Below are 15,080 nucleotides of genomic sequence, written 5' to 3'. Positions count from 1 at the left end.
TGCTACGCTTGATAGAATATTAAGTCATAAGCTAGTGCTGTCTTGATATAAGTCATGCAGCTCTGCCAGCCCGATAAACCGTTCATGCGTGCCGCGCTGGGCGCAGGCAAACGCGCCGCCGATGGCGCCGCGGCGCATGGCAGTGTCCAGGCCTGCATCGCCCAGCCAGGCGTGCAGGAAGGCGGCGACAAACGAATCGCCGGCGCCATTCGTGTCCACCACGGGCAATTTCAAGCCTGCCGTCAGATAGTGGCGCATGGACGCGCTGCCCCGTTCCAGCAGGTAGGCGCCGTCCGCTCCGGCCATGGCCACCACGGCTTGCGCGCGGCCTTCCGAAACAATTGCGCGCATGACGGACTCCATGCGTTCGCCCAGTGCGGCCGTGCTCAGGAAGACCAGGTCGGCGCGCAGCGCGAATGTCCTGTGGTGCGGGTTGACGCCATCCCAGTCGTGCAGGTCGGTCGACACCGTGGTGCCGCATACTTGCGCATCGTCGAACAGCTCGGCCACCCAGCCCATGATGGAAAAGTGCGCGTGGCGGGCCGGGCCCAGGTAGGGCAGGTAGAAGTTGGGCGGCATGCGCACGTCTGCCGGATGGCGACCGTCGTATAACGACAGTCTGCGCCCTTGCGGGTCGACCAGATTGACGCTGCGCCGCGTGCCCGAGGGTTCGACGAGATGTGAAAAGTCGAGTCTTGCATCTTTATAGCGCTGCAGGATGGCCGCGCCTTGCGCATCGTCGCCGATGAAGTCGATGAACTTGCAGCGCAAGCCCAGCGCATGGCAGCCCAGCGCCACGCCATTGCCCGTGTGCGCCACATAGTCGTGGATGGGCGGCACGTGCACGGAATCGGCCACGGGCAATTGCAGGGAAGGGACGCGCACTATTGTGTCGATGCCGGCGCCGCCGACCACTAAAATGTCATAGGTACTCATGGTGCAGCTTTCTCCAGCAGGACGGTGCCGGCCGCGTTCACCGCGACGGCGCCATCTTTGACGATGTAGGTTTGATTGGTGTAGGCGTCGCGCACACTGGTGCCGTCGGTGAACACGCCGTGCACTTTCAGTACGAGCGCGCCTTGCGCCTCGGGCACGGCGATGACGGCGTCATCCTGCATCACGCGGGCGAACGCATACGGTTTTTCATCGATCAAGCGATGCTCGCCTCGTGCCAGGGCAGGGTGGCGCAGGCGGAACTGGCCCAGCTTGCGCGCATGCGCCAGGGTGGCGGCATCCATGCTTGTCCAGTTCATGTCGGAGCGTGTGGCTTGCTGCTCGTCGCCGACGGGCGCGGCGCCAGGCGGGCGCGCGCTTTCATCGCCATAGAACAGCTGCACGCCACCCGGCGCCAGCAGCAGGGCGGACAAGCCATGTTTCAGCCGCTCGCGCGGGAACAGGCTGGTGTCGTGCGAGGAGATGTACGACAGGATGTCGTAGCGGGGACTTTTTCCCAGCAAGCCCGCGTATTGGCGGTACACGCCATCGATGCTTTTCCAGTCGTCGGCCGCGCGGTTTTGAAAGTCGAAATTGATCATCGAGTCGAAACCGGCGTCATGCCAGCTGCTGCGCTCGGGGCCGTGGCCCCACGCTTCGCCCGTCATCCAGAATGGCGCGTCGTCGATTTTCTGCTCGGGATGGCGCGCCTTCCAGTCTTTCAGTGCATCGGTGGCGGCCGCGCGCAGGGCCAGCCAGCTGGCCGGCTCCACATGCTTGACGGTGTCGGCCCTGAAACCGTCGACGCCGAATTCGCGCACCCAGTCGGCCAGCCAGTGGACCAGGTAGGCGCGCACGGTGGTGTCGGGCAGGGCGACGGCGCGCGTGTCGGCCTTGCGCTGCAGGATAGGCGGCAAGCCCACGGCCTTGCCGCTTTCCGTGCGGAAGTCGGGCAGGTAGGCCAGCTGCATGGTGAAATCATCCTTGCCGCCGTCGGTATAGCCGGGCAAGCCCGCGCGCACCCAGTCCGGGCCCCACCACTGCTTGAATTCAAAGTTGTTGTAGTCGATGAAGCTGTGATAGTCGCGCAGCACGGCCTTTTCATGGCCCGGCCACAGCACAGGCACCTTGTATTGCGCCAGGGTGCGCAAGTCCGCGTAACCGGGATGGTTCAGCACCACGTCGAACAGCACGCGGATGCCTTGCGCGTGGGCCGCGTCTATCATCTCGCGCAATTCTTCGCGCGTGCCCATGTTGGCATCCATGGTCGTGTAGTCGAGCGCCCAGTAGCCGTGGTAGGCATAGTGCTGGAATTGCTGCTTGCCGCCCACCACCCAGCCGTGGATCTGTTCATACGGCGCCGTAATCCACAGGGCGTTGACGCCCAGGTCGCGGAAGTAGCCGGCTTTGAGTTGCTGTGTGATGCCAGCGATGTCGCCGCCGTGAAAACTGCCCGCGTCGCCGCCTTGCGGGTCGGCGGCGCGGCCATAACTGTGGTCGTTGCCGGGATTGCCGTTGGCGAAACGGTCCGTCACGGCAAAGTAAACGATGGGATTTTCAGCGAAGCTCCCTGCCTGCGCCGAAGCGCACAGGAGCAGGGCGGCCAGCGTAGTCAGGGGGCTGCGCATGGTCAGCCCTTCACGCCGCCAGCCGTCAGGCCGGAGATCATCCATTTTTGTGCCAGCAGGAATACGGCCGTGATGGGCAAGCCGGACAAGATGGCTGCCGCGGCGAAGTCGCCCCACAGGTATTTTTGCTCGTACAGGAACAGCTTCGAACCGACGGCCAGGGTCAGGTTGTTCTGTTCATGCAGCAGCACGGAGGCGATCGGGTATTCGATGATGGCGCCGATGAAGGACAGCAGGAACACCACCATCAGAATGGGCACCGTCATCGGCAGCAGCACGTAGATGAACGCTTGCCACTGCGTGGCGCCGTCGACCTTGGCCGCTTCTTCGATCTCGACGGGGATGGTTTGATAGTAGCCCTTGATGGTCCAGATATGCAGGGCGATGCCGCCCGTGTAGGCCAGCACCAGGCTGCCGTGGTGGTCGATGCCCAGCCATGGCACGTAGCTGCCCAGCACATCGAAGATGGCGTAGATGGCCACCAGGGCCAGCACGGCGGGGAACATCTGCAGCAGCATCAGCGCGGACAGGGTTTGCGACTTGAAGCGGAATTGCATGCGCGCGAACGCATATGCGCAAGTGGTCGACAGCAGCACGGTGACGGTGGCGCTCATGCTGGCCACCTTGATGGAATTCCACAACCACAGCAGCACGGGGAAGTCCGGTTCGACCAGGGTGCCGTTGGGCGCCTGGTAAGACATGCCCAGCGCCAAGCGCCAGTGCTCGAAGCTGATTTCGGGCGGTATCAGGCTGCCCGAGGCGAAATTGCCGGGCCGCAGGGAGATCGACAAAATCATCAGGAAGGGGAACATCACCAGCGCGATCAGCGCGATCACGGCGACGTGGGCCGCCAGGATGCGCCAGCGGTTGGAACGGTCGACAACGATAGCCATGGTCTGTCCTTTATGCTTTATTCATGCGCGTCAGGCGCATGTTGACCAGCGAAATCGCGGCCACGAGGAAGAAGATCAGGGTCGAGATGGCGGCGGCCAAGCCAAAGTTCTGGCCCGAATCCTCGAACGCGATGCGGTAGGTATAGGACACCAGCAAGTCCGTCGTGCCGGCAGGCAGCGTCGTGTCGAGGAAATCGGGACGCCCGCCCGTCAGCAAACTGATCAGCACGAAATTATTGAAGTTGAAACCCAGGCTGGCCACCATCAAGGGCGTGAGCGGCTTGATGATCAACGGCAGGGTGATCTTGAAGAAATTCGTCAGCGGTCCCGCGCCGGCCAGGGCCGAAGCTTCGTACAAGTCCGACGGGATCGCCTTGATCAAGCCCATGCACACCACCATCATGTAGGGGTAGCCCAGCCAGGTGTTGACGATCAGGATCATGGCCTTGGCCAGAGTGGTGTCCGAGAACCAGGCGGGCTTGATGCCGAACAGGGCGTCTAGAACGAGGTTGATTTCGCCAAAGTTGTTATTGAACAAGCCCTTGAAGACGAGGATGGAAATGAAGCCCGGCACGGCGTACGGCAGGAACAGCAGGGTGCGGTACAAGCCGCGGAAGCGCAGCGCATCCCAGTTCAGCAGCACGGCCAGCACCATGCCCAGGCCCGTCGTGGTGGCCACGCTGATCAGGGCGAAGACGATGGTCCAGACGAAAATGCGCAGGAAGGGGCCGCGGAACGCTTCATCGGAGAAAATCTTCACGAAGTTGGCGAAGCCCACGTTGACCTTGAAACCCGGCTCCAGTTTCGTGCCATCCGGCATTTCATAAAAGCCCGTCTTGAAGTTCGGTTTGACCAATTCGCCCGTGGCGATTTTCTTCAGGGTTTGGTCGGGCAATTGCTTGTAGACATGCGCGACGGGGCCGAATTCGCGCAAGCCCACCATGCGCAGCTCGATCTTGTTCGGCAGCACGAGGGTGAGCAGCTTCAAATCCTTTTGCAGGGCGATGATGTCCTTGATGGGCAGCGGCGGGGCCAGCACGGGCGCCTGCACGGGATCGAGCGGCGCCACTTCCACGTTCAGGGGCACGGCGCGCTTGAGGGCCAGCGGCTGCGTCAGCAGCACTTCACCTGTGTCCGGGCTTTCCAGGCGCAAGCGGTATTCCTTGTTGTCGGCATGCACGGTCATGGCATAGCCGGCGCTTTCCACGCGCTGCGTCTCGTCGAGCAGGTATTGCGTGGCCCGCTCGTAGGTGAGCAGGTTGCGCGAACTGAAATTGGTAAAGCCGATCGACACCGTGTACACCATCGGCAGCAGCACGAAAACGATCACCGCCATGATGCCGGGAAACAGATAACGGTAGGCATAGGCGCGCGGCGACGTGAAAACGAACGTCGTCAAGGTCAGCAAGCCGAGGAAAACGGCGGCCAGCATGGTCTGGCCGGAAATGTACAACATGAAGAGCAGATACAGACCCAGCGCCATGCTGATGGTCAATACCGTAGGGCCGATAAACTTGCGCACGATGGGATACCTGTGAAGATGGTGAAAGACCTGGGGGGCATGCGCGCCAGGGCGCGCATGCCGGTCCCGCAGGGGCAAGCCCCTAGAGATGACTTAATTCGCCGTCGTGATCCGCTTCGCCGCCGCGTCCAGGCCATCCTTGGTCGTCTGGCGGCCTTGCGTGATGTTTTCCAGCGCCGATTGCATCGACGACCAGAAGCGGCCCATTTCCGGATTGTTTGGCATCGGGCGGCCCGCTTGGGCGCTTTCCATCGTCGCCTGGATGTTCGGATTGGCTTTCAATTCCGCGAACAGCACCTTGTTCGCTGGCGTGCCCAGCGGGACGTCGGCGTTGATGGTTTTCAGGCCATTCAGCTGCAGCATCTGGTTTTCCAGGAATTCCGTGGCCAGGTCCTTGTTCGGGCTGGCTTTCGAAATCATCGCTCCCAGCACGCCCACGAATGGCGTGGCCGCCTTGCCGGCGACGGTAGGGATGGTTGCCACGCCAAAGTTGATCTTCGATTTGCGTGCGTTGTCCCACGACCATGGGCCGTTGATCATCATGGCGATCTTGCCCTGGTTGAAGCCCGCTTCCATTTCCGCGTAGCCGGCGCCCTTCGGCATGGCGCCGCTGTTGATCAGGGTCATCAGCGCATTTACGCCTGCTTGCGAGCCGGCATTGTTGACGCCCGTCTTGGCCGCATCGTAGCGGCCATCGGCCTTGACTTCAAACGGGAAGCCGCCGCCCGCGCCCAGCAAAGGCCATGTGAAATAGGTGTTCGTGTAATCCCACAGGATGGCTTTTTTACCTTGGGCAGATAATTTTTTGTCCAGCGCGGCGATTTCCTCGAAGGTTTTCGGCGGGTTCGGCACCAGGTCCTTGTTGTAGACGAGGGCGACGGCTTCGATGGAGATCGGGTAGCCCCAGGTCTTGCCGCCCACCGTGAAGGCGTTCCAGGCCAGCGGCAGGATGGCGGCGCGCGCTTCCTTGCTTGGCGTCAATGGTTGCAGCAAGCCGGCGTCGATCCAGGTGCCGATGCGGTCATGCGGCCAGATCCAGATGTCCGGGCCCTTGCCGGCGGCGGCCGCTTGCTGGAATTTGTTTGGTGCATCTTCCGGGTGCTCGACGACGACCTTGATGCCCGTTTTCTTGGTGAATTCCTCGCCGACCTTGGCCAGGCCCTTGTAGCCTTTGTCGCCATTGATCCAGATCAAGAGGGTGCCTGCTTCGGCCGCGTTTGCCATGCTGACGGCGGCCAGGTTGCCGATGCCGCCCAGGGCGGCGGCGATCAGGGTGGTTTTGATGAAGCTGCGTTTCGGGTATGTGAAGGACATGTCAATCTCCAGTGTCTTTTTTTATGTTAAGTATCAAGGCTGAAACGATACAACCAGGCCAGGCGGCGCCTGTAGCGCCTGGCCCCTTAAAGCCGGGTGTCAGGTACGGGTCTGGCCATGCTCGTCGAACACGTGGACGCGGGCGGGCGCCACTTGCAGCGCCACGCTCTGGCCAATGGCCCAGTCCGTTTCCGCATCGGCGCGCACCACCAGCGGTTCGTCGCCGCCCGGTACCTGCACATACAGATAGCTGATGTCGCCCAGTTTTTCCACCGCCTGCACGGTGGCTGTGATGGCGGCAGTGGCGCCGGGCGCGCACGCCTGCACATGTTCGGGGCGCGCGCCGACGGTGACGGGCGTGCCGCTGGCCAGCGGCTGCGTCAGGACTGCCTGCAGCATGCCGCCCGCGTTGGTGGCGATGGTGGCCACGCCGTCGGCGTAGCTGTGGATCTTGCCTTTGAGGAAGTTCATGCGGGGCGAACCGAGGAAGCCGGCCACGAACAGATTGGCGGGATGGTGGTACAACTCCAGGGGCGCGCCCACTTGCTCGATGCGGCCCGCGTTGAGCACGACGATGCGGTCGGCCAGGGTCATCGCTTCGACCTGGTCATGCGTGACGTAAATCATGGTCGAGCGCAATTCGCGGTGCAGATTCGCCAGTTCGATGCGCATCTGCACGCGCAGGGAAGCATCGAGATTCGACAGCGGTTCGTCGAACAGGAAGACGTCGGGTTTGCGCACGATGGCGCGGCCGATGGCCACGCGCTGACGCTGGCCGCCCGACAAGTCTTTTGGTTTGCGTTCCAGCAAAGGTTCGATGCGCAGGATCTGCGCGGCGCGCTGCACGGCGTCGGCAATCTGCACCTTGCTCATGCCGGCCAGTTTCAGGCCAAACGCCATGTTTTGCGCCACGCTCATGTGCGGGTACAAGGCGTAGCTCTGGAACACCATGGCGATGCCCCGCTTGGCGGGCGGCACGTCGTTCATGCGCGTCTTGCCGATGAATAAGTCGCCGCCGCTGATTTCTTCCAGGCCGCAGATGCTGCGCAGCAAGGTGGATTTGCCGCAACCCGATGGGCCCACGAAGACCATGAATTCGCCATCGGCGATCTCCAGGTCGATGCCGTGCAGGGTTTGCACGTCGCCATATGCCTTCTTCAGGCCTGTTAACTTCAGTCCAGCCATGTCTGTCGTCCTCAATCTGTCAATTCGGCCCCGCTGATGCGCGGGGCTCGTTATTGTAATTGGCGGCATGCCCGCCAAAGCCTGCGATTTACGCCAAGGTGCCGAACCAGCCGCCATGCGGGGGCAGGCTGATCTGTTGGCCATCTTTGTTACCTGGCAAGCCGTGACCGGCCAGGTCGGCCGCTGGCGCCGCATCGGGCCAGGCGAACGTGACCGCTTCCGTGCCCAGATTGAAGGCGGCCAGTACGGACGGTTGGCCAGGCAAGTCGCGGCGCAGGGCCAGCACGGGCTCCGGTGCATCGAAGAAGACGATGTCGCCGCGCAGCAATTGCGGCAGGGTACGGCGCCAGGCGAGGATATTCTGCGCAAAGCGCAGCGGCGACGCGGCATCGTCCTGTTCCACGTTGACGGCGCGCGCGAGGTGTTCGGGCGGCACGGGCAACCACGGTGTGGTACTGCTGAAGCCGCCATGCGGCGCATCGGCCACCCACGGCATCGGCGTGCGGCAGCCGTCGCGGCCCTTGAACTGTGGCCAGAACGGGATGCCGTACGGGTCTTGCAGCGCCTCGAAAGGAATGTCCGCTTCCGTCAGGGCCAGCTCGTCGCCCTGGTACAGGCACGGCGTGCCTTTCAGTGCCGCCTGCACGGCCAGCACCACCTTGGCCAGCGATGGCGACGGGTTCTCGCCGCCCCAGCGCGTCATGACGCGCACGCTGTCGTGGTTGCCCACGGACCAGGAAGCCCAGCCGTCGGCCACCTGGGCCTCGAATTCCTCGACTTGCGTGCGGATGTGCGCGGCCGAAAATTCCGCCGTCAGCAAGTTGAAACTGTAAGCCATGTGCAGCTTGTCGGCGCCCGTGTAGGCGGCCATGGTGGCCAGCGCATTGTCGTCGCCCACTTCGCCGATGGAAATGGCCTGGTATTCATCGAGCACGGCGCGTACGCGCTGCAGGTAGGCGATGTTTTCCGGCTGCGTCTTGTCGTACACGTGCGCTTGCATGCCGTAGGGGTTGATGGCCGACACGCTGCTCGCGTCGCGCTGCGCGGCTGGCGGGTTGTCGCGCAGCAGCTGGTCGTGATACGGGAAGTTGCAGGAATCGAAGCGGAAACCATCGACGCCGCGTTCCAGCCAGAAACGCAGGTTGTCCAGTTGCGCCTGCTGCACGTCCGGGTTATGGAAGTTCAGGTCGGGCTGGCTGGCGAGGAAATCGTGCAGGTAGTACTGGCCGCGGCGCGGCTCCCATTGCCACGCGGAACCGCCGAACACGGACAGCCAGTTATTCGGCGCCGTGCCGTCCGGTTTCTGGTCGGCCCACACATACCAGTCGGCCTTGGCATTGTCGCGGCTGGAGCGGCTTTCCACGAACCACGGGTGGTTGTCGGACGAGTGCGACAGCACCTGGTCGATCATCACTTTCAAGCCCAGTTCATGGGCGCGCGCCACCAGGCGGTCGAAATCGGCCAAGCTACCAAACATGGGATCGACGTCGCAAAAGTCGGCCACGTCGTAGCCGAAGTCTTTCATCGGCGACGTGAAGAAGGGCGAGATCCAGACGATATCTGCACCCAGGGCGGCGATGTAGTCGAGCTTGGAGGTAATGCCGGGCAAGTCGCCGATGCCGTCGCCATTGCTGTCGAGGAAGCTGCGTGGATATACCTGGTAGATGACGGCGCTGCGCCACCAGTCGGCGGGCAGGTGGGCGAGATTGTTCTGAATGGTCGGCATGAATGATTTCTTAAAAGTTGCCTGTAGCCTTGGCTATCAGGGCAGCGCTGCTGGTTGGTAGGCTAACGTCTTATTTTAAAATTCAAAGCGCTTTGGGTATGAAATGAGTATAGTTCAAAGCGCTTTGAAAAGTAAAGCGATACACGCGCCAGACATACGATTTTTTTATGAGGGTGATTCAGGACAACGATGCGGCGCTGCCGGCCAGGCGGCCGGCGGCGTAAGGGAGGGGGAAACGCTTAGTTCGGCACGGGTCCCGCCGACTCGCCTGGCAACAGTTCGCACGGCCACAGTTCCTGCAAGTCGGTGACGGGCGTGCCGTCCATCAGGGCCAGCAGCATGTGGATCATCTTCGCGCCCGCGCCGCGCGGGTCGGGCTGGACGACGGTAGTGACGTTGTGGCCGGCCAGGGAATCTTCCATCACGCCCCAGACGATCAGCGACATCTCGCGGCCGATGGCGATGCCCGCGTCGAGCAGGGCGCGCACGGCACCCACGCCCGACATGTGATTATCGACGATGACGGCCGTGGGGCGGGGCGAGCGGGCCAGCAGGCGCTGCATGGCCTGGTAGCCGGCGCGGCGGTCGTGCGCGTTGTCGACCAGGTTGTCCGGGTCGACGGCGAGGCCGCCCGCCTGCATGGCGTGCTGGAAACTTTCGACGCGCTGGCGCACGAAATTCAGGTCCGGCGTGGCGCTGATCAGGCCGATGCGCTGGTGGCCCAGCTGTGCCAGGCGCTCGACGGCCAGGCCCATGCCCGCCTCGTTGTCGTAGTCGAACCACGCGTGCGGCTGGTTCAGCTGCGTGCGGCCATGCGCGACAAACGGCATGCCCTGCTGCGCCAGGTAGGCGATGCGCTCGTCGAACGGTTTGGTACGTCCGACGATCAGGCCATCGATGCGGCGCCCCTTGACCATGCGTTCATAGGTGTGAAATTCATTGGTGGCCGACGCGGGGGCGATCATCATGTCCATCTGCTGCGCTTCCAGCGCTTCCGACATGCCGCCCACGATCTCGATGAACATGGGGTCGGCCAGGTCGTTCGGCATCAGCGGGTAGATGATGCCGACGATATTCGTGCGTCCCACGGCCAGGCTGCGCGCCATGGGATTGGGACGGTAGCCAGCCGCCTGCGCGGCGGCCAGCACCCTTTCGCGCGTGCGTTCACTCACTTCCGGATAGCCATTCAAGGCGCGGCTGACGGTGGTTTCGGATATTCCTAGCGTTTTGGCGAGATTTTTGAGGTTCATGGATGCTGCAGTCGGGGTCTATCTTGGATGGGTCTTGCCGCTGGCAGCGTCCTGCCGGTGGGCGGGAGCGGAGCAGTGCAATGCGATTAGGGGTAGTTTATCTGATAAATGCCGGAATGATCAGGGTCATGACGACCGGCGGCAGCGCCCAAAAAAATACGCGGGCAAACCCAGGGGCGCCCGCGCTAAAAGAGGATACTGCTGAATCACTACATTGAAGCTGCCGGCCATCGCGTGCAGCGGCGAAATGGTGGGTCCGGTTAAAGCATGCCCCTTGGAGAGCGGGCGGTGTTGCTGCCAGTGGCAAGCGTCCGTGGACGCTTGCCAACGTTCTAGAAGCCTGCGATTACCACCAGGACTCGACCTGGAAGCCGACGGAGCTACCGTTTGTTTTTCCACCGAACACGCCCGTCGACGACAGCGCCGATTCCGCAGCGGCGGCCGACTGGGCTGCCTTGTTCCATTTGGCGTAGGTGTAGAAGGCGCGCAGCACGGGGCGCGACCAGAAGCTGTTGCCGGCCGACAGTTGCGGCGCGAAGGTCAGCTTGGTCAGGTTGCGGCTCTCGCCGCCTTCCGGCTTGACGATGTCGTGGCCCAGTTCCACGGCCAGGCTGTAGTTGTCCGTGAAGTGGTAGATAGGACGCGCGCCGATCGACGTCCATTTGCTGCTCACGCCTGCCGTTTCCTTGTCTTCGTAGACGAAGGTGCCCATGCCCGACCAGGCGCCTTTGGGCTGGATCATGATCTGTTCCGTCAGGCGTACGACCTTGTCATCCTTGCTGGCGCCCAGGCTGAAGCCGCCCGTGTTGGCGGCGCTGCCTTTGCCGTACTGTAAGGCCACCTTGTTGAAGCCGCCCAGCAGATTACCTTGCGTATGCATGATGGTCAGTAAATGGCCGCTGGCGATGGGGGCCGCGCCTTGCGCGTTGCGTTTCTGATTGAATTGCAGGCCCAGCGTCAGTTCGCCATCCGGGTTGACCTTGATACCGGAGAAGCGCAAGTCGTGGGACAGGCCCATGCGCTTGCTGTCCGTGTCGTCGGCCGTGCGCACGATGGCGTAGGCCAGCTTGGCGACGCCCAGGTCGATGTTTTCCAGGCCAGCGCCAGGGCCGCTGTTATTCCAGAAGTAGTAATCGGTGATATGCACGTCCTGGCGGTCGTAGTAGCGCTTGCCGACCCAGGCGCGCGCTTCGGCGAAGGCGCCCGTGCCGATCTTGTCGGCCACCACGTTCATTTCGCGCCACGACGGGTCCGATTGTTCCCAGTCCTGATTCTGGTTGACGGAGAACGCCACCAGGGTATTGATGCGGAAGGTGGTGCCGTTGGCTGCCTTGAAGGCTTCGCCGCCGAATTTCAGTTCGCCGTAGGTTTCGCACTCATTGCCCAGACGATATTTGGACGATGCGCCGGCCAGGCCGAAACACGCTTCCTTGCCGCCTTCGCTGCTGGTGCCGAAGCCCGAGCGGATGTAGCCGCCGAAGTCGATCGGCAGGGCAGCCTGGGCCGACGCGCTCAAGGCCATGAGCACTGCCGCTGGCAACGCTTTCAAGAAGAATTTGTTCATTGTGTCTCCAGTGTTTTTATAGGTGTGGGATCGGCGCGCATCACTTCGCACAACCAAAGCGCTTTAAATATGTTTCAAAGCGCTTTGAGTATAGTTCAAAGCGCTTTGATAAGTAAACTCGTTTTGTTCTTTGAATTCTTCTTACACTTTTGAGGTGTTGCGGAGAAACATCAGGAAGGGCGGCGGCGCTTGGGGCGCCGCCGTGTACGGCAGAGTGGATGGTGGTGGATCAGTGCGAGGGTTTAGTTCCGCAGCTTACAGGCGGGCAGTGCGGTGGTATCCGCCATGGCGTCGGACGGATGACGCAGGAAGGCCAGGATCAGCAGGGCCGAGCTTGTCGTAATACTGGCCAGCACATACAGCAAGTGGCGGAAGGCCGTGCCATACGCTTGCGCCAGCTCGGCGGCGCCGGCCTGCGGCAGCAGGGTGCCGGCATGGCGCAACTCGCCCAATGCCAGGAAGGGTGCCGCCAGCGCGGCCTGCTCCGGGGCGAGGCCGGACACCTTGCCCAACGCTGCCATCGTGAGCGTGCCCAGCAGCGCGCTGACGATGGCCAGCGCCAGGCCTTCGCCCGCCACGCGCGTCGTATTGAAGATGCCGGCCGCCATGCCGGCCCGCTCCACGGGCACGACGCTGATGGCCAGGCCATCCATCAAGCCCCAGGGCAGGCTGATGCCGCAGCCGATCAGCAATAGCGGCCCCAGCAAACTAGCGGGCGAATGGCCCGGTGCGCAGGTGGACAGCCACAGCAAGCCGCCCGCCGCCAGCAGCAGGCCGCTGGCGCAAATGTGCGCGGGGGCAAGGCGCTGCGCCGCCATGCCGGCCAGGATAGGTAGCACCAGCATGGGCGCGGACAGGGCGATCATCATGCGTCCCGCCTCCAGCGCAGTGTAGCCTTCGATGCCGATGAAGCGGGCCGGCAGCAATACCAGCAGCACGACAAAGGAAAACGCGGGCGCGGCCGCAAGCAGTTGCACGCCTGCAAAGGCGGGCAAGCGGAACAGGGTCAAGTCCAGCATGGGCCGCGCGGCGCGCCGCTCCACGCGGATGAAAATGGCCAGCAGCAAGGCCGCGCCACCGAGCAGGCCCAGGCTGGCGACGCTACCCCAGCCACTGTCGGGCGCCTGCAGCAAGCCATACGTAAACAAGGAGAGGGCGCCGGTAAACGTCAGGGCGCCGGGCCAGTCCACGCCCTGGGCTTGCGGGTCGCGCGATTCACGCATGGCGCGCGCAGCGGTCAGCAGGGCGGTCAGGCCGGCCGCGGCTGTGGCGACAAAAATGGCGCGCCAGCCCGTGTGGGTGATCAATATGCCTGCCAGGAAGGGGCCGAAGGCCAGGCCCACGCCGAAGGCCGTGCCGATCAGGCTGAAGGCGCGCGTGCGGGCGGAGCCTTCGAATTCCTGCGCCAGGGCCGCCAGTCCGCTCGACAGGGCCATGGCGCAGCCCAGGCCCTGGACGGCGCGCAGCACATCGAGCCACAGGAGGCCCGGTGCGGCCGACAGCGCCAGCGCGGCGGCGGAAAACACGCCCATGCCCAGCAAGAACACGCGCTTGCGGCCGTAGCGGTCGGCCAGCGCGCCGGCCACCATCAGGCAACCGCCAAAGCTGAGCATGAAGGCATTCGTGATCCACGCCAGCGCCAGCGGCGTGCCGTGCAGGTCGGCGGCGATGGCGGGAATGGCGATGGCCGGCCCCGTAAAACTGAGCGGCATGCATAGCGCGGCCAGGCAGACGGCGGCCAGCACGAAGGCGCGCCGGGCCGGGGAGGCAGGCTTCATACGGTGATTCGTATCCATGGGAATGATTCCAAAAAGAGGGAATCTGATGATAATATGGACGCAATCCATGAAAAAGTGGTTGAAAATCCACTCATAGCGGACAAATATTCCCCAATCGAGGTGTCATGGATAATTTGAACGGTATCGCCGCCTTCGTGCGCGCGGCGGAAACGTCCAGTTATGTGGCGGCCGGGCGCTTGCTCGGTGTGTCGGCCTCGGCCGTAGGCAAGAGCGTGGCGCGGCTGGAAGAAAAGCTGGGCGTGCGCCTGCTCAACCGCAGCACGCGGCGCATCAGCCTGAGCAACGAGGGCGCGCTGTTTTACGAGCGCTGCCAGCGCATCCTGGCCGACCTCGGTGATGCCGAGGCGGAACTGTCGCACCTGGCCGAGGCGCCACGTGGCAAGCTCAAAGTCAGCCTGCCCGTGATCGGCTACCGCATCATCCTGCCCTTGCTGGCGGACTTTACCCGCCGGTACCCGGAGATCGAGCTCGACCTCGATTTCAACGACCGCCTGGTCGACGTGGTGGCCGAAGGCGTCGACGTGGCCGTGCGCAGCGGCACTCTGACGGATTCGCGGCTGATGGCGCGCGAGCTGGGGCCGTTTGCCTTTGCCATCGTGGGCTCTCCCGCGTACTTCGCCCGCCATGGCGTGCCGGCCACGCCGCGCGCGCTGGAAGGGCACGCCTGCGTGCGCTATAAATTTCCCACCACGGGAAAATTACAGGAATGGGCGCTGCAACGCGCCGAGGGCGACAGCGGCGGCGAGCTGCGCTTGCCGACGGCCTTGACCTGCAACAATATCGAAGCGCTGATCGGCGCCGCCACGCAGGGCGTGGGCCTCGCTTACCTGCCTGACTTTATCGTGCGCGACGCCATCGCGCGCGGCGAACTGCAAGCCGTGCTGGCCGAACACTTGCTGTACTCGAGCAAGTTCTGGGTGCTGTGGCCATCGAGCCGCCATCTGTCGCCCAAAATTCGCGTCTTTGTTGACCATTTGTGTACCCACCTGCATTTTTCTTCACCCCATCCCGACCCTGCATCATTCCTTTGATGCCCCTGGCCGCCGCACTGGCGGCTGGTTGGGGAATATTCCTACCCCAAAGCGATTATTCCTAACCGCGTTAGATTTATATTTGCTGCGCCGCATCACGCCATGCCGCACGGCATCAGCTTATGGCCTTCCTGAATACCGGTCATGCGTTATGGAAATTGCCATAAGGAATTTATTTATGTTAATTTCATATCTGTTTCTGCAACATTGCATCGGCTGGCCGCTTGCGGGAACA

General features: G+C 63.0%; 11 protein-coding genes. 1 reads left to right on the top strand and 10 read right to left on the bottom strand.

Annotated elements, in window-relative coordinates; translation table 11 throughout:
- Window positions 1–24: 24 nt before the first annotated feature.
- The 10 genes from ACQ4WY_RS22875 to ACQ4WY_RS22830 all read right to left on the bottom strand — a co-directional run bounded on the left by ACQ4WY_RS22875 (window position 25) and on the right by ACQ4WY_RS22830 (window position 13,793).
- Window positions 25–936 (bottom strand): carbohydrate kinase family protein, encoded by a 912-nt coding sequence (locus ACQ4WY_RS22875; RefSeq protein ID WP_436506047.1) that lies wholly within the window; start codon window positions 934–936, stop codon window positions 25–27.
- The gene (locus ACQ4WY_RS22870; protein WP_436506046.1) at window positions 933–2,606 is read right to left on the bottom strand and encodes an alpha-amylase family glycosyl hydrolase; all 1,674 of its coding nucleotides are present in this window, start codon (window positions 2,604–2,606) and stop codon (window positions 933–935) included. Before ACQ4WY_RS22870 ends, ACQ4WY_RS22875 begins: the two co-directional genes overlap by 4 nt.
- Entirely contained in the window at window positions 2,564–3,454 is an 891-nt protein-coding gene (malG, locus tag ACQ4WY_RS22865) for a maltose ABC transporter permease MalG (protein WP_353657849.1), read from the bottom strand. The genes ACQ4WY_RS22870 and malG overlap by 43 nt, the downstream gene beginning before the upstream one ends.
- A 10-nt stretch (window positions 3,455–3,464) precedes the next feature.
- Complete coding sequence (gene malF / locus ACQ4WY_RS22860) at window positions 3,465–4,976, bottom strand: maltose ABC transporter permease MalF (protein ID WP_436506045.1); 1,512 nt, start codon at window positions 4,974–4,976, stop codon at window positions 3,465–3,467.
- Window positions 4,977–5,069: 93 nt separating this feature from the next.
- A complete protein-coding gene (malE, locus tag ACQ4WY_RS22855; protein ID WP_436506044.1) occupies window positions 5,070–6,290 on the bottom strand; it encodes a maltose/maltodextrin ABC transporter substrate-binding protein MalE in 1,221 nt (406 codons plus the stop codon).
- Window positions 6,291–6,389: 99 nt separating this feature from the next.
- Entirely contained in the window at window positions 6,390–7,475 is a 1,086-nt protein-coding gene (locus ACQ4WY_RS22850) for an ABC transporter ATP-binding protein (RefSeq protein WP_070259173.1), read from the bottom strand.
- A gap of 88 nt (window positions 7,476–7,563) precedes the next feature.
- Window positions 7,564–9,201, bottom strand: coding sequence for an alpha-amylase family glycosyl hydrolase (locus tag ACQ4WY_RS22845; RefSeq protein WP_436506043.1), 1,638 nt, complete (start codon window positions 9,199–9,201; stop codon window positions 7,564–7,566).
- 239 nt (window positions 9,202–9,440) lie between these two features.
- The gene (locus ACQ4WY_RS22840; protein ID WP_436506042.1) at window positions 9,441–10,451 is read right to left on the bottom strand and encodes a substrate-binding domain-containing protein; all 1,011 of its coding nucleotides are present in this window, start codon (window positions 10,449–10,451) and stop codon (window positions 9,441–9,443) included.
- 346 nt (window positions 10,452–10,797) lie between these two features.
- Window positions 10,798–12,015 (bottom strand): maltoporin, encoded by a 1,218-nt coding sequence (locus ACQ4WY_RS22835; protein WP_353657844.1) that lies wholly within the window; start codon window positions 12,013–12,015, stop codon window positions 10,798–10,800.
- A 242-nt stretch (window positions 12,016–12,257) separates the two neighbouring features.
- Window positions 12,258–13,793 carry an MFS transporter gene (locus ACQ4WY_RS22830; RefSeq protein ID WP_436506041.1) on the bottom strand — a complete coding sequence of 512 codons (1,536 nt, stop codon included), beginning with the start codon at window positions 13,791–13,793 and terminating at the stop codon, window positions 12,258–12,260.
- 125 nt (window positions 13,794–13,918) lie between these two features.
- On the opposite strand from ACQ4WY_RS22830, the gene ACQ4WY_RS22825 reads away from it, so the two are divergent.
- Window positions 13,919–14,845: a LysR family transcriptional regulator gene (locus tag ACQ4WY_RS22825; RefSeq protein WP_436506040.1), complete on the top strand. Its 927-nt coding sequence runs from the start codon at window positions 13,919–13,921 to the stop codon at window positions 14,843–14,845.
- Window positions 14,846–15,080: the final 235 nt, after the last annotated feature.

It is taken from the genome of Janthinobacterium salmonicoloratum, assembly GCF_051380845.1.
GTDB lineage: Bacteria > Pseudomonadota > Gammaproteobacteria > Burkholderiales > Burkholderiaceae_D > Janthinobacterium > Janthinobacterium lividum_F.
Note: the sequence above shows the minus strand (reverse complement) of the source record. Positions and strands in the feature narration are given on the sequence as shown.

What these genes read in the sequence shown, in the direction of transcription:
- ACQ4WY_RS22825 (WP_436506040.1), top strand. Translation starts at nt 13,919, where the DNA reads ATGGATAATTTGAACGGTATCGCCGCCTTCGTGCGCGCGGCGGAAACG.
- malG (WP_353657849.1), bottom strand. Translation starts at nt 3,454, where the DNA reads ATGGCTATCGTTGTCGACCGTTCCAACCGCTGGCGCATCCTGGCGGCC.
- ACQ4WY_RS22875 (WP_436506047.1), bottom strand. Translation starts at nt 936, where the DNA reads ATGAGTACCTATGACATTTTAGTGGTCGGCGGCGCCGGCATCGACACA.
- ACQ4WY_RS22830 (WP_436506041.1), bottom strand. Translation starts at nt 13,793, where the DNA reads ATGAAGCCTGCCTCCCCGGCCCGGCGCGCCTTCGTGCTGGCCGCCGTC.
- ACQ4WY_RS22840 (WP_436506042.1), bottom strand. Translation starts at nt 10,451, where the DNA reads ATGAACCTCAAAAATCTCGCCAAAACGCTAGGAATATCCGAAACCACC.
- ACQ4WY_RS22850 (WP_070259173.1), bottom strand. Translation starts at nt 7,475, where the DNA reads ATGGCTGGACTGAAGTTAACAGGCCTGAAGAAGGCATATGGCGACGTG.
- ACQ4WY_RS22835 (WP_353657844.1), bottom strand. Translation starts at nt 12,015, where the DNA reads ATGAACAAATTCTTCTTGAAAGCGTTGCCAGCGGCAGTGCTCATGGCC.
- malE (WP_436506044.1), bottom strand. Translation starts at nt 6,290, where the DNA reads ATGTCCTTCACATACCCGAAACGCAGCTTCATCAAAACCACCCTGATC.
- ACQ4WY_RS22845 (WP_436506043.1), bottom strand. Translation starts at nt 9,201, where the DNA reads ATGCCGACCATTCAGAACAATCTCGCCCACCTGCCCGCCGACTGGTGG.
- ACQ4WY_RS22870 (WP_436506046.1), bottom strand. Translation starts at nt 2,606, where the DNA reads ATGGATGATCTCCGGCCTGACGGCTGGCGGCGTGAAGGGCTGACCATG.